Raw genomic sequence first — 19,200 nt, 5'->3', positions numbered from 1 at the left:
ATGTTGACCGATCGGCTTTTCGCACGCTCGGCGCGACCGCCGGGCCCGCCGGCGGAGTCGCAGCCGTCCCGTTGGCACCACGGACCGTGGTGGTCCAACTCCTATCTGCTGACGCCGCTGCTGTCGATCCTGGTGTTCCTCGTCGTGATGAGCCTCATCCTGTGGAGCCTCAACCGGCGCGAACAGCAGCAGCAGGAAGACACCCTCTTTCGCAACGTCGCGTGGGCCCAGCAGCAGATCCGCCTGTCGATGACGGGCGCGCAGGAACAGTTGCAGGCGCTGTCGCGCGACCTCGCATCCGGCCGGCTCGACCAGAACGCATTCCAGATGGCCGTCGCGGACGTCATGCAGACGCATCCGGAAATCCTCTACCTGAACTGGTACACCGCGCCCGGCGTGCAGCGCTGGCCGACCGTGCATCCGCCGCTGCTCGGCCAGCGGCTCGCGAAGCCCGGCGACGCGCAGATGCAGGAGGCCGTGCGCGGCGCGTACGACGAGGCGCGCAGCACGCGCCGCCAGGCCTATTCGCCGCTGATCTACGACGACTTCGGCAACGGCTTCATCACGTTGCAGACGCCCGTGATGCGCGGCGACCGCGAATATCTCGGCGCGATCGCCGCGGTGTTCTCGGTCGAAGGGATCCTGAAGCACGACATCCCGCAGGAATTGTCGTCGAAGTACAAGATCTCGATCACCGATTCCAACAACCGCGAGCTATCGTCCACGTCGACGCGCCCGCGCCTGCCGCGCGACTCGCACTACGACCTGCCGCTCGATCCGCCCGGCCAGGGGCTGACGGTGCGTGTGTATGCGTTCCCGCAGCTCACGAACCTCACCAACAACACGCTCGTGTGGCTCGTCGCCGGCCTGTCGTGCTTCGTGCTGTGGAGCCTCTGGAGCCTGTGGAAGCACACACGCCAGCGCTTCGAGGCACAGCAGGCGCTGTACGCGGAGGCGTTCTTCCGCCGCGCGATGGAAAACTCGGTGCTGATCGGCATGCGGGTGCTGGACATGCACGGCCGCATCACGCACGTGAACCCGGCGTTCTGCCGGATGACGGGCTGGGACGAAACCGATCTCGTCGGCAAGGTCGCGCCGTTCCCCTACTGGCCGCGCGACGCGTACCCGGAAATGCAGCGCCAGCTCGACATGACGCTGCGCGGCAAGGCGCCGAGCTCGGGCTTCGAGCTGCGCGTGCGGCGCAAGAACGGCACGCTGTTCCATGCGCGCCTGTACGTATCGCCGCTGATCGACAGCTCGGGCCGCCAGACCGGCTGGATGTCGTCGATGACCGACATCACCGAGCCGAAGCGCGCGCGGGAGGAACTCGCCGCCGCGCACGAGCGCTTCACGACGGTGCTCGAAAGCCTCGACGCCGCGGTGTCGGTGCTCGCCGCCGACGAAGCCGAGCTGCTGTTCGCGAACCGCTACTACCGCCACCTGTTCGGCATTCGCCCGGACGGCCATCTGGAGCTGTCGGGCGGCGGCTTCGACCGCGCGCAGGCGTCGTCCGACTCGATCGACATGGTCGACGCGTTCGCGGGCCTGCCGGCCGCCGCGCTGACGAGCAGCACCGCCGACGCGCAGGAGGTGTACGTCGAGAGCATCCAGAAGTGGTTCGAGGTGCGCCGCCAGTACATCCAGTGGGTGGACGGCCACCTCGCGCAGATGCAGATCGCGACCGACATCACGACCCGCAAGAAGGCGCAGGAGCTCGCGCACCAGCAGGAAGAAAAGCTGCAGTTCACGAGCCGATTGATGACGATGGGTGAAATGGCGTCGTCGATTGCTCACGAATTGAATCAGCCGCTCGCCGCGATCAACAACTACTGCTCGGGCACGCTCGCGCTCGTGAAGAGCGGCCGCGGCACGCCCGAGACGCTGCAGCCCGCGCTGGAAAAGACCGCGCAGCAGGCGCTGCGCGCGGGGATGATCGTCAAGCGGATCCGCGAATTCGTGAAGCGCAGCGAGCCGAAGCGCCAGCCGGCGCGGGTCGCGGACATCGTCGCCGACGCGGTCGGGCTCGCCGAAATCGAGGCCAGAAAGCGCAGGATCCGGATCGTCACGGAAATCCTCGCAAGAATGCCTATTATTTATGTCGACCCCGTGCTGATCGAGCAGGTGCTGGTGAACCTGATGAAGAACGCAGCCGAGGCGATGGCCGACGTGAAGCCGGCGTCGGTGGACGGCGTGATCCGCGTCGTCGCCGACATCGATGCGGGCTTCGTCGACATCCGTGTGATCGACCAGGGCCCGGGCGTCGACGAAGCGACCGCCGAGCGCCTGTTCGAACCGTTTTACAGCACCAAGTCCGACGGCATGGGCATGGGGCTGAACATCTGCCGTTCGATCATCGAATCGCATCGGGGGCGTCTGTGGGTGGTCAACAACGTCGAGCCGGATGGCCGCATTTCCGGCGCGACGTTCCACTGCAGCCTGCCCATTGGGGAACCCGCTGATCTCGGCCAAGGGGGGCGCGAGGCATCGGCATCACATACCGTTACGGGAGAACTATGAATAGCCCTGTCACCACCACTCAGGAAACCGTCTTTGTCGTCGACGACGACGAGGCCGTACGGGACTCGCTGCGCTGGCTGCTGGAGGCGAACGGCTATCGCGTGCAATGCTTCTCGAGCGCCGAGCAGTTCCTCGATGCGTACCAGCCGGCGCAGCAGGCAGGCCAGATCGCGTGCCTGATTCTCGACGTGCGGATGTCGGGCATGAGCGGCCTCGAGCTGCAGGAACGCCTGATCGCCGACAACGCCGCGCTGCCGATCATCTTCGTCACCGGTCACGGCGACGTGCCGATGGCCGTGTCGACGATGAAAAAGGGTGCGATGGACTTTATCGAGAAACCGTTCGACGAAGCCGAGCTGCGCAAGCTCGTCGAGCGGATGCTCGACAAGGCCCGAAGCGAAAGCAAGAGCGTGCAGGAGCAGCGTGCCGCGAGCGAACGCCTGTCGAAGCTGACCGCGCGCGAGCAGCAGGTGCTCGAGCGGATCATCGCGGGCCGCCTGAACAAGCAGATCGCCGACGATCTCGGCATCAGCATCAAGACGGTCGAGGCGCACCGCGCGAACATCATGGAAAAGCTCAACGTCAACACGGTGGCCGACCTGCTGCGCCTCGCGCTGTCGAAGAAACAGGCCTGAGCGTGTTCCCGGGCCTCGGCGGCAGCGCCGCCCGGCCCGCAACCGGCGCTTGCCGCCCCGCGCGATGCGGCCCACTCGCGCGGCGGCGCGCCGTTTTTCCCGGCGCGCGCGCGCCGCGGCCATGACGCTTCCCGTTGATTCGCTGTCGGACGGCAGCAGGCGAACGGTATAATTACGTGCTTTGCTACGGCGCTTTCGGGCGCCGTACGCCCGCATCCCAACTTCCCGGCAGAACCCACCACCATGACAGCCCTCCTCATCGACGGCAACGCCCTTTCGAAGACCCTGCGCGCCCAGGCCGCCGAACGCGCCGCCGCGCTGACCGCACGCGGCCACCAGCCCGGTCTCGCGGTGATCCTCGTCGGCGCCAACCCGGCGAGCGAAGTCTATGTGCGCAACAAGATCAAGGCGTGCGAGGACAACGGCTTCTTCTCGCAGAAGGATGCCTACCCGGACACGCTGTCGGAAGCCGACCTGCTCGCGCGCATCGACGAGCTGAACCGCGATCCGAAGATCCACGGCATCCTCGTCCAGCTGCCGCTGCCCGCGCATATCGACAGCCACAAGGTGATCGAGGCGATCGCGCCGGAAAAGGACGTCGACGGTTTTCACGTCGCGAACGCGGGCGCGCTGATGACCGGCAAGCCGCTGTTCCGCCCGTGCACGCCGTACGGCGTGATGAAGATGTTCGAAGCGCACGGCATCGCGCTGCAAGGCGCGAACGCGGTCGTGATCGGCCGCTCGAACATCGTCGGCAAGCCGATGGCGATGATGCTGCTCGACGCCGGCGCGACCGTGACGATCTGCCACAGCAAGACGCGCGACCTCGCCGCGCATACGCGCCAGGCCGACGTCGTGGTCGCCGCGGTCGGCAAGCGCAACATCCTGACCGCCGACATGGTGAAGCCGGGCGCGACGGTGATCGACGTCGGCATGAACCGTGACGACGCAGGCAAGCTGTGCGGCGACGTCGATTTCGCGGGCGTGAAGGAAGTCGCCGGCTACATTACGCCGGTGCCGGGCGGCGTCGGCCCGATGACCATCACGATGCTGCTGATCAACACGATCGAATCCGCCGAACGCGCGGCTGCCGCCGCGGCCTGACGCACTACCCGCTCAGCCGGCGCGCGCTTGCGCGCGCCGGTGTCCCGCCAGCCGCGCTCGCCCCGGCTGCGCCGCCCCGGCCCGCGGCGGCCTACCGTCGGGCCGCCGGCCGCCGAATGCCGTTCCCGGCCACGCCCGTCGCTGCGCATCCGACCCTGCGTCAATCGCGTCATTAGAAACTAACGATTGGAAAGCGCACGATGCGCCCCAATAATGTCGGTACCGGGCGCGCTCGCGCCCAGCCGCCGTTACCCTTTTCATCCCGGTCATCCGGCAACAGACAGGGAGTCTTATGTCCGCCAGCGCCCATACCAATCCGCTCCTCGACTTCTCCGGCCTGCCCCGTTTCGGCGAGATTCGCCCGGAACACGTGACGCCCGCGCTCGATACGCTGCTCGATGCCGCCAACCGCGCAGTCGAAGCCGCGAGCGCCAGCGAGACGCCGGCGACCTGGGCCGCCGTCGTCGAGACGGTCGAGCAGGCCACGGAGCCGCTCGGCCGCGCATGGGGCATCGTCGGCCACCTGAACGCGGTCGCCGACACGCCCGAACTGCGCGCTGCCTACGGCGAAAACCTGCCGCGCGTGACCGAGTTCTGGTCGAGCGTCGGCCAGAATCTCGCGCTGTACGAAAAGTACAAGGCGATCGCCGCGAGCGCCGAATACGCGACGCTGTCCGCCGAGCGCAAGAAGATTCTCGACAACGCGCTGCGCGACTTCCGCCTGTCGGGCGCCGAGCTGCCCGAGGAGCAGAAGCCGCGCTTCGCGGAGCTGCAGGAACAACAGGCCGCGCTGTCGAAGGCGTTCTCCGATCACGTGCTCGACGCGACCAACGCGTACGCGTACTTCGCGAAGGACGAAGCCGAACTGGCCGGCCTGCCCGGCGATGCGATCGAGGCCGCCCGCGAGGCCGCGCAGAAGGACGGCAAGGAAGGCTGGAAATTCACGCTGCATTTCCCGTCGTATTTCCCGGTGCTGCAGTACGCGAACAACCGCGCGCTGCGCGAGACGCTCTATCGCGCTTATGCGACGCGCGCGTCGGAACTCGGGCCGCAATACGGCGACGGCAAGGCCGAATGGGACAACACGGCGATCGTCGCCGACGCGCTCAAGCTGCGCCGCGAAGAGGCGCAGATGCTCGGCTACCGCAACTTCGCCGAAGTGTCGCTCGCGCCGAAGATGGCCGAATCGCCGCAGCAGGTGATCGCGTTCCTCGAGGATCTCGCGACGCGCGCCCGCCCGCACGCGGAGAAGGACTGGGACGAGCTGCGCACGTTCGCCGCGAAGGAGCTCGGCCTCGCCGAACTCGCACCGTGGGACGTCGCGTACGCGGCCGAAAAGCTCCGCCAGCAACGCTATGCGTTCTCGGAAAACGAGGTCAAGCAGTACTTCCCGGAACCGGCCGCGCTGAAGGGCCTGTTCACCGTCACCGAAACGCTGTTCGGCGTCAAGATCAAGCCGGACGACGCGCCGGTGTGGCACAAGGACGTGCGCTTCTTCCGCGTCGAGAACCGCGACGGCTCGCTCGTCGCGCAGTTCTATCTCGACCTGTACGCCCGCGAAGGCAAGCGCGGCGGCGCGTGGATGGACGACGCGCGCTCGCGCGCGAAGCGCGGCAGCGACGTGCAGACGCCCGTCGCGTACCTGACCTGCAACTTCTCCGCGCCGGTCGGCGGCAAGCCCGCGTGCTTCACGCACGACGAAGTCATCACGCTGTTCCATGAATTCGGCCACGGGCTGCACCACATGCTCACGCGCGTCGACGAGCTCGGCGTGTCGGGCATCAACGGCGTCGAATGGGATGCGGTCGAACTGCCGTCGCAGTTCATGGAAAACTTCTGCTGGGAATGGGACGTGCTGTCGTCGATGTCGTCGCACGTCGATACGGGCGCCGCGCTGCCGCGCGAGCTGTTCGACAAGATGATCGCCGCGAAGAACTTCCAGAGCGGGCTCGGCACGCTGCGCCAGATCGTGTTCTCGATGTTCGACATGCTGCTGCACGTCGATTTCGACCCGGCCGGCGCCACCGGCGTGACCGCGTTCGCGCGCGAGATCAACGAGCGCTATCACGTGATCCCGCAGGCGGCGTTCTCGCGCTGGCCGAACACGTTCAGCCATATCTTCGCGGGCGGCTATGCGGCCGGCTACTACAGCTACAAGTGGGCCGAGGTGCTGTCGGCCGATGCGTACGCGGCGTTCGAGGAAGCCGCCGCCGCCAGCGGCAGCGTGCTCGATGCGGCAACCGGCACCCGCTATCGCCGCGAAATCCTCGAGGTCGGCGGCAGCCGCCCCGCGATGGAATCGTTCAAGGCGTTCCGCGGCCGCGAGCCGCAGATCGACGCGCTGCTGCGCCACAACGGGATGGCGGCGTCCGCGCACTGAGCGCGCTGCCCGCTTCGTCCGGCTGCATCGACAGGCACCGCTTCGGCGGTGCCTTTTTTCATGGCGCGGGCGTGTCGTCGCCCACTTCGTCGTCGAACAGCAGGAATTGCCCGTGGCGCTCGGCCGTGTCCTCGTCGATGCGCACGCCGACGCCGAGCAGCCGCACCGGCTGCGCGCGCCGCAACAACCCCTTCGCGAGCAGCGTGACGGCCGTCTCGGCATTCGTCGCGTCGGCCACGCACTCGACCGTCGTGCGCTGGAAATCGGCGAAGCGGATCTTCACGTACAGCTTGCGAATCGATCGCGCGGCGCCCGCGCGCTCGATCCGCGCGTCGAGCTGCACGACGAGGCGGCGGATTTCGTCCGCGCATTGCTCGAGCGTCGTCAGGTCGGTCACGTAGGTCGTCTCGACACTGACCGACTTGCGCTCCTGGTCGGCCTGCACGGGCCGTTCGTCGATCCCGCGCGACAGTTCGTACAGGCGCCGCCCGAACGCGCCGAATTCGCGGTGCAGGTCGATCAGCGGCCAGTCGCGCAATTGCGCGCAGGTCTGGATGCCAAGCCGGTCGAGCCGCGCGGCCGTCACCTTGCCGACGCCGTGCAGCTTGCGCACCGGCAGCGCCGCGACGAACGCGTCGATCTCGTGCGGCCGCACGACGAACAGCCCGTCGGGCTTGTTCCAGTCGGACGCGATCTTCGCGATGAACTTGTTCGGCGCGACGCCCGCCGACACGGTCACGCCGACCGTGTCGCGCACCCGTTCGCGGATCTCGCGCGCAATCAGCGTCGCACTGCCCTGGCAACGCGACGACCCGCTGACGTCGAGGTACGCCTCGTCGAGCGACAGCGGCTCGACGTCGGGCGTGTAGTCGCGATAGATCGCCATGATCTGTCGCGACGCCGCGCGATACTTGTCCATCGCGGACGGCAGGATCAGCAGGTCCGGACACTTGCGCATCGCCAGCGCCGACGACATCGCCGAATGCACGCCGTAGCGCCGCGCCTCGTAGTTGCAGGTCGCGATCACGCCGCGCTGGTCGGGGCGGCCGCCGACCGCGAGCGGCCGGTTGCGCAGCGACGGGTCGTCGCGCATCTCGACCGACGCGTAGAAGCAGTCGCAGTCGCAATGAATGATCTTGCGCATGCGCGGCGGCGCGTCGCCGGACGGTGCGTGCGGATCGGCAGGCGGGATGGTGGTCGGGTTCACGGTGCCGATACTGTACAAAAACACAGTGCCGGTTTCAACTGCCGCGTACGTCCGGGGCCGGCTGCGCGAACCGGCCGTCCGGCAGCGGCCCCCTCGCCCGTCGCCTCAACCGGCCGTCCGGCAGCGGCCCTCCGCCAGCGGCTGCGCCGTACCGGCCCGGTTTGTGCGGATCGTACCGGCCAGGCACGGGCGGCCGCACCTATACTCGTCTGCCGCGATACACGAAACGCAAAGGTGACAGATGAAGACGATCGGACTGATCGGCGGCATGAGCTGGGAATCGTCGGCCGAGTACTACCGGATGATCAACCGGCACTCGAAGGCATTGCACGGCGGGCATCACAACGCGAAGAGCGTGCTGGTCACGGTCGACTTCGCCGAAATCGAAGCGCTGCAGCGCACGCACGACTGGGCCGCGCTCGGCGAACGGATGGCCGACGCCGCCCGGCAGCTCGAAGCGGCCGGCGCCGATCTCGTGGTCCTGACGACCAATACGATGCATCGCGTGCACGACGCGATCGAAGCCGCGGTGACGCTGCCGTTCCTGCACATCGCCGACCCGACCGGCAGCGCGCTGCGCGACGCGGGCGTCGAGCGCGTCGCGCTGCTCGGCACGCGCTACACGATGGAGTTGCCGTTCTATGCGGCGCGGCTGCGCGAAAAGTTCGGGCTCGACGTGCTCGTGCCGGACGAGCGCGGGCGCGACGACGTGCACCGCATCATCTACGACGAGCTGTGCCACGGCGTCATTTCGGCGGAATCACGCACGACGTATGTGTCGATCATCGACGCACTGGCGAAGCGCGGCGCGCAGGCCGTGATCCTCGGCTGCACGGAAATCACGCTGCTGATCGGCGCGGACGACTCGCCGCTGCCGGTCTTCGATACGACCGCGCTGCACGCGAAGGCGGCCGTCGAGTGGGCGGCGCGCTGAACGACGCGCGCCGGCGCGGATCGACAATTGCCGCCCGAGAGCATCGCCGCATTGTTCCGTGCGGCAGGATTCACGCTCCCGGCGGGCGCGTCGCCGCGCGCCCCGCCCGCGAATCACGCGACTCGCTTCACGCGGGCGCACCGAAATAACGGGCGGGCGCGGAAAACAAAAAACCCGGCATGGAGCCGGGTTTTTCGTAGACGAAGTGCGCATCGGTCAATTGCGCGGCACATCGTCTGGTGTGCTTGGTTGCGGGGACAGGATTTGAACCTGTGACCTTCGGGTTATGAGCCCGACGAGCTGCCAGACTGCTCCACCCCGCGTCAGAGAAATAAATTATAGGGTGACGAAGTACTCACGTCAATACCTTTGTCACAGTTTCTGCTTCCGCTGCCCGGGCGACGATGCGCGGCCCCAGGCACGCATCGCATGACGCGCGCGTTCGCACCCCATGCTCGCGGTAAGATGGCGGCCTTCGCATTCACGCCGCACGCACGCTCCCGTTCATGAAAATCGCCACCTGGAACGTCAACTCGCTCAACGTCCGTAAACAGCACGTGCTCGACTGGCTCGCGCAAAGCGGAGCCGACGTACTGTGCCTGCAGGAACTGAAGCTGCCGGACGAGAAATTCCCGCGCGCCGATCTCGAGGCGATCGGCTACCGCAGCTGGTTCGCCGGCCAGAAGACCTACAACGGCGTCGCGATCCTCGTGCGCGACACGCTCGCCGTCGACGAATCGGACGTCGTGCGCAACATCCCCGGCTTCGACGATCCGCAGCAGCGCGTGATCGCCGCGACGGTCGACGGCGTGCGCATCGTATCCGCGTACTTCCCGAACGGCCAGGCGCTCGACTCCGACAAGTTCGTCTACAAGATGCAATGGCTCGACGCGCTGCAGGCGTGGCTGCGCACCGAGCTGCAACGCTATCCGAAGCTCGCGCTGCTCGGCGACTACAACATCGCGCCGGAAGACCGCGACGTGCACGATCCCGCGAAATGGGAAGGCCAGAACCTCGTGTCGCCGCAGGAGCGCGCGCACTTCAAGCAGTTGATCGAACTCGGCTTCGTCGATGCGTTCCGCCGCTTCGAACAGCCGGAAAAAACCTTCACGTGGTGGGACTACCGGATGATGGCGTTCCGCCGCAACGCGGGGCTGCGCATCGACCACATCCTGCTGTCGCCGGCGCTCGCGGCGACCTGCGCGTCGTGCGAAGTCGATCGCACGCCGCGCACGTGGGAACAGCCGTCCGACCACACGCCCGTCGTCGCGATCGTCGGCTGATCGCGCACGCGCCCGCGCGCGATCAGCGCCGCGCGGGCGCCGGCCCGAGATGGGCCCACAGGAAACCGAATTCGGCTGCGTCGGCTTCCGCACGTTCGAGATCGTCCGCAGTGCCGTGGCCACCGTCGGTGTTCTCCCAGTACCACACCCGTTCGTGACCGAGCGCCTGCATGCGCGCGGCCATCTTGCGCGCATGCGCGGGATGCACGCGGTCGTCGCGCGTCGACGTCGTCAGCAACAACGGCGGGTACACGACACCTTCGCGCACGCGGTGATACGGCGAATACGCGGCCAGAGCCGCGCCCTCGCGCGGATCGTCCGGGTCGCCGTATTCGTCGAGCCATGCGGCGCCCGCGTGCAGCTTCGGATAGCGCTGCATGTCGAGCAGCGGCACGCGGCACAGCACCGCACCGAACAGCTCCGGCCGCTGCATCATGCACGCGGCGACCAGCAACCCGCCGTTGCTGCCGCCCTCGATTCCGAGCTGCGCGGCGGTCGTCACGCCGGTCGCGGCCAGATCCTCGGCGACCGCGATGAAATCGTCGAACGAACGCTGCCGGTGTTCGCGCTGCGCGTCGACGTGCCAGCGCGGCCCGAATTCGCCGCCGCCGCGGATGTGCGCGAACGCCATCACGCCGCCGCGTTCGAGCCAGCCGATGCCGAACGCATCGCTGTAACCCGGCAGGTTCGGGATCGCGAAGCCGCCGTAGCCCGACAACAGGCACGGCCGCGCGACCCGCGCCATGCCCTCCGTCGGGTCGAGCGCATCGCGCGGCCCAATCAGCGTGTACGGCACCACCGTGCCGTCCCGCGAACGCGCGCTCGCGCGGCGTACGACGAGCCCGGCCGCATCGAACTGCACCGGCGGCCGGTCGAGCAGCACGCGGCGCGCGCCCGCATCGTCCGCGCGGTCGGCCAGATCGGCCAGCCAGCATTCGGGCGGATCGAGATACGTATCGACGTCGACGTACACCTCGTCGTTCAGCGTCGCTTCGACGGGCTCGACGTCGATTTGCGCATCGCCCGGCCATTCGAACGGCCGCGCATCCCACGTCCACGACCCGTCGTCGCGCTGCCGCGGCTGCCACAGCATCGTGCGGTTGTGCACGTCGTCGAGCCAGCTTGCGATCAGCGTCGTGCGCGTGTGCGTCCACGTACAGGCGGACGTCGTCGGCTGCGGCGCGAACAGCGTCGTGAAGTCGCGCGCGCCGGCGAGGAACGCCTGCTCGCGGATCGCGAGCAGCGAGCCGCCCGCGTGGCGCGCGCCGTCGCAATCCCAGTCGAGGCGCGGCTCCAGCACGAGCCAGCCTTCCCAGAACCCGACCTCGACGTGCGTCGGCACGTCGTAGCGCGCCCATTCGCCCGCGTCGGTCAGCCGGTACGCGTGTGCATCGAAGAAATCGACGCTGCGCCACGCGACGTGGCGGCCGTCGATCGGATCGAACCACGCACCCGCGCTGATGTCGTCCGGCTCGCCCTTGAACACGACCGGCGCGTCGGCGAGCGCCGTACCGCGCACCCAGCGCCGCGCTTCATACGGATAACCGGCCGCGGTCGCATGCGCTTCGCCGCGATCCCAGCTCACGTAAACGGTGTCGCGATCGATCCAGCCGACCGTGTGATGGCCCGGTTCGTCGATCGTGAAGCCGCCATCGACGAACCGGCGCTCGACGAGATCGAATTCGCGCACGACGACCGCGTCGGCGCCGCCCGGCGACAGCGACAGCAGCGCGCGATCGCCGTCCGGATACAGGATCGCCTCCTGCTCGAACACCCACGACTCGCCCTCTTCGGCGCCGAGGGCGTCGATATCGAGCAGCGTTTCCCAGTCGGGACGGCCGGCACGCCAGTCGTCCCAGCGCGTGCGGCGCCACAGCCCCTTCGGGTGGAGATCGTCCTGCCACAGGTCGTACGCCCAGTCGCGCCAGCGGGTCGGAATCACCGGGCGTTCGCGCGGCAGATACGCTTTCGCGAGACGCGCGGTCAGCGCGCGATAGGCATCGTCGTCGCGCAGCGCGGCGCGCGTGCGCGCATTCTGCTCGTCGACCCACGTGCGGGCGCGCTTGCTGTCGAGCGCTTCGAGGAAACGGAACGGGTCGGCCCCGGCGGGCCAGCGGAAGGAATCGGACATGGAGGAGCGGCGGAATGGCAAACTGCGTGCAAACCGCGATTATGTCCGATCGCGGCATGCGCGGGCCCGCGCATGCCATGAATCGAGCTCAGGGCTCCAGATGGAGTTCCTGGATCTTGCGCGTGATCGTGTTGCGGCCGATGCCGAGCCGCTCCGCGGCCTCGACCTTGCGGCCGCGCGTGAAGTCGAGCGCCTCGCGGATCACGGCCGCCTCGAAGCGGCGCGCGAGCTCGTCCATCACGTCGGCCGAGTTCTCGCGCAACAGCCGCGCGACTTCGGTGCGCAACCCGTGCTCCCACACCGGGTAGCCGGCAGGCGCACCGCCGTTCGCCGCGCTCGCGACGGGCGCGGACGCCGCCGGCGCGGCACCGACCGCGGCAGGCACGGCCGCAGCATGGCCGCCGCTGCCGAGCGCTTCCGTGCCGTCGCCCGTCGCGGCGGCCGGCGCAGCGGGCGCGCCGGCCGGCACGAGATCGGGCGGCAGATCCTTGATCTCGACCGTCTGCGCGGGCGCCATCACGGTCAGCCAGTTCGCGAGGTTCTCGAGCTGCCGCACGTTGCCGGGAAACGGCAGCGAGCTCAGGTACGCGAGCGCGTCGTCGGACACGCGCTTCGGCTCGACGCCGAGATCGCGCGCGCTTTTCTGCAGGAAGTGGCGCGTGAGCAGCGCGATGTCCTCGCTGCGTTCGCGCAGCGGCGGCAGGCGCAGCCGGATCACGTTGAGCCGGTGGTAAAGGTCCTCGCGGAACAGCCCCTGCCGCACGCGCGACTCGAGATTCTGGTGCGTCGCGGCGATCACGCGCACGTTCGCGCGCAGCGGGTTGTGGCCACCGACCCGATAGAACTGCCCGTCCGACAGTACGCGCAACAGGCGCGTCTGCAGGTCGAACGGCATGTCGCCGATTTCGTCGAGGAACAGCGTGCCGTTCTCGGCCTGCTCGAAGCGGCCCTGCCGCGTCGTCTGCGCGCCGGTGAACGCGCCGCGCTCGTGGCCGAACAGTTCGGATTCGAGCAGATCCTTCGGAATCGCCGCCGTGTTCAGCGCGATGAACGGCCCGTTCGCGCGCGGGCTGTGACGGTGCAGCGCCCGGGCGACGAGCTCCTTGCCGGTGCCCGACTCGCCGGTGATCAGCACGGTCGCGGCCGAATGCGACAGCCGGCCGATCGCGCGAAACATGTCCTGCATCGCGGGCGCCTGCCCGAGCATCTCGGGCGCCTCGGCCACGCGCTCGTCCTGCGGCGCGCCGCCGCGCAGGCTTTCTTCCACCGCGCGGCGGATCAGCTCGACGGCCTTGTCGACGTCGAACGGCTTCGCGAGGTATTCGAACGCGCCGCCCTGGAACGCCGCGACGGCGCTGTCGAGATCGGAGAACGCCGTCATGATGATGACGGGCAGGCCCGGCAGGCGCTCGTGCATCGCCTGCAGCAACTCGAGGCCCGAGCCGCCCGGCATCCGGATGTCGGACACGAGCACCTGCGGCGTCTCGTGGTCGAGCGCGGCCAGCGCGTCGCGCACGTTCGCGAAGCTCTTCGTCGCGAAGCTGTCCCGGGCGAGTGCCTTCTCAAGCACCCAGCGGATCGATTGGTCGTCGTCTACTATCCAGATCGGCTTCATAGGTCGGTCAGGTATGGGTGAATCGCATGTCGCCGCTCAATGGTCGAGCGGCAACAGAATCTGAAATTCGGTACGGCCGGGCCGGCTTTCGACCTCGATCATCCCGTCGTGCTGCTGCACGAACGTCTGGGCGAGCGTGAGGCCGAGGCCACTGCCGTCGTCGCGCCCGGACACGAGCGGATAGAAGATCCGGTCGCGGATCTCTTCCGGAATGCCGGGCCCGTTGTCGATCACGTGCAAGTCCAGTGCCAGCCGGTACAGGCGCTTGGCGATCGTCACCTTGCGCGCGATGCGCGTGCGCAGCTCGATCTTCGCGTCGCCCTGCGCGATTCGTTCGCGCAGCGCCTGCGCGGCGTTGCGCACGATGTTCAGCAGCGCCTGGATCAACTGCTCCTTGTCGCCGCGCAGGTCCGGCACGCTCACGTCGTAGTCGCGCTCGATCGTGAGCCCGCGCGGGAATTCCGCGAGCATCACCGCGCGCACGCGTTCGCACACTTCATGAATGTTCACGTCGCCGACGATATGCGGATGCCGGTGCGGCTCCAGCAACCGGTCGACGAGCGTCTGCAGGCGGTCGGACTCCTTGATGATCACCTGCGTGTATTCGCGCAACTCGCCGCGCTCGCGCTCGCCCAGTTCGAATTCGAGCAGCTGGGCTGCGCCGCGAATGCCACCGAGCGGGTTCTTGATCTCGTGCGCGAGGTTGCGGATCAGTTGCTTGTTGACCGCGGTCAGGTCGTGGATGCGCTCTTCGCGGTCGGTGCGCGACTGCCGTTCGTTCTCGAACAGCTCGACGAGCACGAAATCGGGCGCGTTCTCGAGGAAGCCGACGATCGCATGCACATGCAGCGGTTCGCGGCCGGGCCGGTCGAGCACGGTATCGAGGTGCGTCGCGTGAAAGCGTTCCTGGCCGATCGCGGTGATCGTCGACGCGAGCTCGTTCGCGTTCGGGAAAATCTCGCCCCACGGCCGCTGCGCGAGCTGCCGCCGCGAGATGTCGAGCATCGCCTCCGCGGACGGGTTCGCGAACGCGACCCGCAGCGTCTTGCGGTCGAGCACGATCACGACCGTCGGCAGCGCTTCGAGCCCCGCCAGCAGACCCGAGCGCGCGAGCCGCTCGTCGTCCGTCAGTCGTTCGGGCTGCCCCGTTTTCGCCTTGATCAGATTCTTCAGAACCATCTGCGTGCTTGTCGCGCCTCACCGGGCCAGAAAATGAAAATCGTCGGAACAAAAAAGGGACGGCCGGACGCCGTCCCCTTTCAGACTCCGCCGTTCCCGCCGCAAGCCGCGCGACGGGAACGAACCGGCATGACGGCGCTGAATCGAAGCGCCATCGCCGATTAGAGCGAGTAGTACATCTCGAACTCGATCGGGTGCGTCGTCATGCGGAACTTCGCCAGCTCCTGCTCCTTCAGCGCGAGGTACGCGTCGATCATGCCGTCCGTGAACACGCCGCCGCGCGTCAGGAACTCGCGATCCTTGTCGAGCGCTTCGAGTGCCTGGTCGAGGCCCGCGCACACGGTCGGGATCTTGGCATCCTCTTCCGGCGGCAGGTCGTACAGGTTCTTGTCCGCTGCTTCGCCCGGATGGATCTTGTTCTGGATCCCGTCGAGGCCGGCCATCATCAGCGCCGTGAAGCACAGGTACGGGTTCGCCATCGGATCCGGGAAGCGCGTTTCGATACGGCGGCCCTTCGGGTTCGACACGTGCGGAATGCGGATCGATGCCGAACGGTTGCGCGCCGAGTACGCGAGCTTGACCGGTGCCTCGAAGTGCGGGACCAGACGCTTGTACGAGTTCGTCGTCGGGTTCGTGATCGCGTTCAGTGCACGGGCGTGCTTGATGATGCCGCCGATGTAGAACAGCGCCAGTTCCGACAGGCCGGCATAGCCGTTGCCCGCGAACAGGTTCTGGCCGTCCTTCCAGATCGACTGGTGAACGTGCATGCCCGAACCGTTGTCGCCGACGACCGGCTTCGGCATGAACGTCGCCGTCTTGCCGTACGAGTGCGCGACGTTATGGATGATGTACTTCGACCATTGCGTCCAGTCGGCGCGCTGAACCAGCGTCGAGAACTTCGTGCCGATTTCGTTCTGGCCCTGGCCCGCCACTTCGTGGTGGTGCACTTCGACCGGGATGCCGAGCTGTTCGAGCAGCAGGCACATTTCCGAACGCATGTCCTGGAACGTGTCGACCGGCGCGACCGGGAAGTAGCCGCCCTTCGTGCCCGGGCGGTGGCCCGTGTTGCCGCCTTCGAATTCCTTGCCTGCCGACCACGGCGCTTCTTCCGAGTTGATCTTCACGAAGCAGCCCGACATGTCCGTGTTCCACTGGACCGAGTCGAAAATGAAGAATTCCGGTTCCGGACCGAAGTAGGCCGTGTCGCCGATGCCCGTGCTCTTCAGGTACGCTTCACCGCGCTTCGCGAGCGAACGCGGATCGCGCTCGTAGCCCTTGCCGTCGGCCGGCTCGACCACGTCGCAGGTCAGCACGAGGGTCGACTCTTCGTAGAACGGGTCGACGAACGCTGCGTTCGGGTCCGGCATGAGCAGCATGTCCGACGCCTCGATGCCCTTCCAGCCCGCGATCGACGAACCGTCGAATGCATGCCCGCTTTCGAACTTGTCTTCGTCAAACGCCGAAACCGGCACCGACACGTGCTGCTCCTTGCCGCGCGTATCCGTGAAGCGGAAATCGACAAACTTGACGTCCTCGTCCTTCACGAGCTGCATGACGTCGGCGACGGTTTTACTCATAACCTCTTCTCCTGATTGAACAATTCCGGCGGACTGGGAAACCGCCTCGTTTATCGAGCTGACCGGGGTCTTGCTTTGGCGCAGCGCGCCCCGATTCGACCGAATTCTATATAGCAGCTTCCGTGCCAACCATCGCAAAACCGACGCGGATCACGCCAGCCCGCGCCCTGGCGGGGCTCGCCTGCGCAATTGCAGGGCTCTCCGCCGTACTGGCGCTGGCGGGGGCACACCGAAATGGTGCGCTCGTGCGGATACGGCGGCGCAGCCGAATCATCCTGGTGCATTCGCGCCATTTTGCACTTTTTTGGTGAACGCGTGGTCCGTGCCTGCACCACCGCTCACGCCGGCATCCGCGCGACGCCGCCGCGCTAGAATGCTCGTTTGACCGATACGGAGACCCTGCCATGAGTACGCTCGACCAGCTTTACGCGAAGGCCGACGAACGCCGCGCACAAGGCGCGCTCACCTACGCCGGCGCGCTGCTGCCGGTCGAGGCGTTCGAACTGCTGCAGCTCGACCCGTCGGCGCGCCTCGTCGACGTGCGCACGCGCGCCGAGCTCGACTGGGTCGGCCGCCCGCTCGTCGGCGACGGCCAGTACCTGCACGTCGAATGGACGCGCTACCCGGGCGGCGTGCCGAACGCCGAATTCGTCAACGAACTGAAGGCGGCCCTCCCGGCCGATACGCCCATCCTGTTCCTGTGCCGCAGCGCCGCGCGCTCGAAGCTCGCCGCGGTCGCGTCCGCGCAGGCCGGTTTCACGAAGGCCTTCGATCTGCTGGAAGGCTTCGAGGGCGCCAAGGACGCCGAAGGCCACCGCAAGACGGTCGACGGCTGGTGCTTCCGCAAACTGCCGTGGATCGGCGCCTGACGGCGCGCCACGCCCGCCGGTTGCGACAGCCTCATCGTCGAGCCGGGCGATGACATGCCGATGACGGGCCGCATTGCGCGGCCCGTTGTTTTTGGTACGGCCCCGTTGCAGGCCGCTCAGGCGCGCGGCGTATCGGGCTCGACGACGTCGCCGCCGAGCAGGTGCACGCCTTCGCGCAGCTTCACGAACGCGGCCGCGACTGCTTCCGGCTCGCCCTTCACGCCGAGGTCGATGTGACGGCGCGCGTAGATGCCGCCGCGCTCCGCGTCGCCGACGCTCGGCAGGCTGAATACGCGCACGCCGGGGAAATCGCGCTCGATCTTCTCCATCAGCGGCGTCAGCGTCGATTCCGGCAACTCGAACACGACCAGCGAGCGCTCGGCATGCGGCGTCGCGTGATGCAGATGCGCGTACTTCGTATCGAGCACCCATTCGATCATCGGCCACGCCATCACCGGGAAGCCCGGCACGAAGTGGAGATGGCCGACCGAGAAGCCGGGAATCCGGTTGTAGCCGTTCGGGATGATCGTCGCGCCCGCCGGAAACACGCCCATGTTGAATCGATGCTGGTTCTCCGGCGATTCGAAATCGACCGGCGTGGCCGGGTCGGCGTGCGTCTCGCGAATGCGTTCCGAAATCAGCGCCTTCGCTTCCGGATGCAGCTCGAGCGGCACGCCGAGCGCGGCGGCCGCGCACTGGCGCGTATGGTCGTCGGGGGTCGCGCCGATCCCGCCCGTCGAGAACACGATGTCGCCCGACGCGATCGCGCGCGCGAGCGTCGCGGTGATGCGCGCCGGATCGTCGCCGACGTATTCGGCCCAGTCGAGCGCGAGGCCGCGCGCGCCGAGCAGCTCGATGACCTTCGCCAGATGCTTGTCCTGCCGGCGGCCCGAAAGGATTTCGTCGCCGATGATGATGATGCCGATGCTCATGCCTGCCCCATGTCGATTGCGGTGGCGCGCGCGCTGGCGCGCAGGTCCTCCAGCGCGCGCAGGCAGTAGTGCCCGAACCACAGCGCCGAGAAGACGAGGATGAAAGCGTATACCCAGATCATGGCGGCCGCGACGAACGGGAACAGCACCATCATCCAGACCGACGAAACCCACACGAAGGTCGGCACGGTGCCGAGCAGCCCGGTCGCGACGCCGATGCCGATCAGCGGCCAGCGATGCCGGCGCACGAGCGCGCGGCGCTCGTCGCGGCTCGCGTGCAGCGCGAGCGCGTCGTAGGTCATCATGCGATACGTGAGCCAGCCCCAGATCACCGGCGGCAGCAGCGCGAAGAACGGCGGAATCAGCCACAGCGGGATCGTGACGACGAGCAGCACGACGCCGACGATCGCCGCGCCGAGCGAATTGACCACGCTGCCGAAGAACGTGCCGCCCCGCTTCGGCTCAAGCGCCGCGAACTGCCGGTTCGACAGGTGCTTGATCACGACCGGCATCGAGATCGTCGCGATCAGCAGCAGCACGGTCAGCACGATCAGCGGAATCGCGAGCGACACGACCACGAACGGCGCGACGACCGCGTGCAGCTGCGACATGCCGATCGCATCGAACGCGCGATACAGCGCGGCCGTCAGCACGAACCCGTCGAGCGCGCCGCGCGCGACGTCGATCAGCGTCTGCCACGAGAACCACAGCACGGCGCCCCACAGCAGCGCCGAGACGACGAACGGCATCAGCGTGAGCCACAGCATGCGCGGGTGCAGCGCGCTGGCGAGCGCCCGGACGAAGGAACGCAGCAAGTCGTTCATGCGAGCCTATGGA

At 67.6% G+C, this 19,200-nt stretch carries 14 protein-coding genes and 1 tRNA gene; 7 read left to right on the top strand and 8 right to left on the bottom strand.

What is annotated here, in order from left to right:
- From fixL to C5F75_RS07250, 4 genes are all read left to right on the top strand, one after another.
- On the top strand, positions 1–2,517 hold the full coding sequence (fixL, locus tag C5F75_RS07265; protein WP_059583309.1) for an oxygen sensor histidine kinase FixL: 2,517 nt from the start codon (positions 1–3) through the stop codon (positions 2,515–2,517).
- Complete coding sequence (fixJ, locus tag C5F75_RS07260) at positions 2,514–3,152, top strand: oxygen response regulator transcription factor FixJ (protein ID WP_006493245.1); 639 nt, start codon at positions 2,514–2,516, stop codon at positions 3,150–3,152. The genes fixL and fixJ overlap by 4 nt, the downstream gene beginning before the upstream one ends.
- Before the next feature lie 243 nt (positions 3,153–3,395).
- Positions 3,396–4,256 (top strand): bifunctional methylenetetrahydrofolate dehydrogenase/methenyltetrahydrofolate cyclohydrolase FolD, encoded by an 861-nt coding sequence (gene folD, locus C5F75_RS07255; protein WP_059583307.1) that lies wholly within the window; start codon positions 3,396–3,398, stop codon positions 4,254–4,256.
- Between the two features lie 292 nt (positions 4,257–4,548).
- On the top strand, positions 4,549–6,636 hold the full coding sequence (locus C5F75_RS07250; protein WP_059583305.1) for a M3 family metallopeptidase: 2,088 nt from the start codon (positions 4,549–4,551) through the stop codon (positions 6,634–6,636).
- Between the two features lie 58 nt (positions 6,637–6,694).
- Here the strand turns inward: C5F75_RS07250 and dinB are convergent, their stop codons facing one another.
- Entirely contained in the window at positions 6,695–7,867 is a 1,173-nt protein-coding gene (gene dinB / locus C5F75_RS07245; protein ID WP_059583303.1) for a DNA polymerase IV, read from the bottom strand.
- A 217-nt stretch (positions 7,868–8,084) separates the two neighbouring features.
- Between dinB and C5F75_RS07240 the strand changes: the two genes are divergently transcribed.
- The gene (locus tag C5F75_RS07240; RefSeq protein ID WP_059583301.1) at positions 8,085–8,777 is read left to right on the top strand and encodes an aspartate/glutamate racemase family protein; all 693 of its coding nucleotides are present in this window, start codon (positions 8,085–8,087) and stop codon (positions 8,775–8,777) included.
- Between the two features lie 246 nt (positions 8,778–9,023).
- Here the strand turns inward: C5F75_RS07240 and C5F75_RS07235 are convergent.
- A tRNA-Met gene (locus C5F75_RS07235) sits at positions 9,024–9,100 on the bottom strand.
- Positions 9,101–9,283: 183 nt separating this feature from the next.
- Here C5F75_RS07235 and xth point away from each other — a divergent pair.
- The gene (xth, locus tag C5F75_RS07230; protein ID WP_059583299.1) at positions 9,284–10,060 is read left to right on the top strand and encodes an exodeoxyribonuclease III; all 777 of its coding nucleotides are present in this window, start codon (positions 9,284–9,286) and stop codon (positions 10,058–10,060) included.
- Positions 10,061–10,082: 22 nt separating this feature from the next.
- Here the strand turns inward: xth and C5F75_RS07225 are convergent, their stop codons facing one another.
- The 4 genes from C5F75_RS07225 to glnA form a co-directional block, all read right to left on the bottom strand.
- Positions 10,083–12,191: a prolyl oligopeptidase family serine peptidase gene (locus C5F75_RS07225; protein WP_059583297.1), complete on the bottom strand. Its 2,109-nt coding sequence runs from the start codon at positions 12,189–12,191 to the stop codon at positions 10,083–10,085.
- Positions 12,192–12,279: 88 nt separating this feature from the next.
- Positions 12,280–13,806: a nitrogen regulation protein NR(I) gene (ntrC, locus tag C5F75_RS07220; protein ID WP_059583296.1), complete on the bottom strand. Its 1,527-nt coding sequence runs from the start codon at positions 13,804–13,806 to the stop codon at positions 12,280–12,282.
- 36 nt (positions 13,807–13,842) lie between these two features.
- On the bottom strand, positions 13,843–14,985 hold the full coding sequence (glnL, locus tag C5F75_RS07215) for a nitrogen regulation protein NR(II) (protein WP_059583294.1): 1,143 nt from the start codon (positions 14,983–14,985) through the stop codon (positions 13,843–13,845).
- Between the two features lie 161 nt (positions 14,986–15,146).
- A complete protein-coding gene (gene glnA, locus C5F75_RS07210) occupies positions 15,147–16,562 on the bottom strand; it encodes a type I glutamate--ammonia ligase (RefSeq protein ID WP_059583292.1) in 1,416 nt (471 codons plus the stop codon).
- Between the two features lie 404 nt (positions 16,563–16,966).
- Between glnA and C5F75_RS07205 the strand changes: the two genes are divergently transcribed.
- The gene (locus C5F75_RS07205) at positions 16,967–17,431 is read left to right on the top strand and encodes a rhodanese-like domain-containing protein (RefSeq protein WP_104012023.1); all 465 of its coding nucleotides are present in this window, start codon (positions 16,967–16,969) and stop codon (positions 17,429–17,431) included.
- Between the two features lie 116 nt (positions 17,432–17,547).
- Here C5F75_RS07205 and C5F75_RS07200 read toward each other — a convergent pair whose 3' ends face one another.
- On the bottom strand, positions 17,548–18,363 hold the full coding sequence (locus C5F75_RS07200; protein WP_059583289.1) for a competence/damage-inducible protein A: 816 nt from the start codon (positions 18,361–18,363) through the stop codon (positions 17,548–17,550).
- Complete coding sequence (locus C5F75_RS07195; RefSeq protein WP_059583288.1) at positions 18,360–19,187, bottom strand: EI24 domain-containing protein; 828 nt, start codon at positions 19,185–19,187, stop codon at positions 18,360–18,362. Before C5F75_RS07195 ends, C5F75_RS07200 begins: the two co-directional genes overlap by 4 nt.
- Positions 19,188–19,200 lie beyond the last annotated feature (13 nt).

Source organism: Burkholderia anthinoferrum (assembly GCF_002925705.1).
Taxonomy (GTDB): Bacteria; Pseudomonadota; Gammaproteobacteria; order Burkholderiales; family Burkholderiaceae; genus Burkholderia; species Burkholderia semiarida.
The sequence above is the reverse complement of the archived record's forward strand: the minus strand, read 5'-3'. Positions and strand labels throughout refer to the sequence as shown.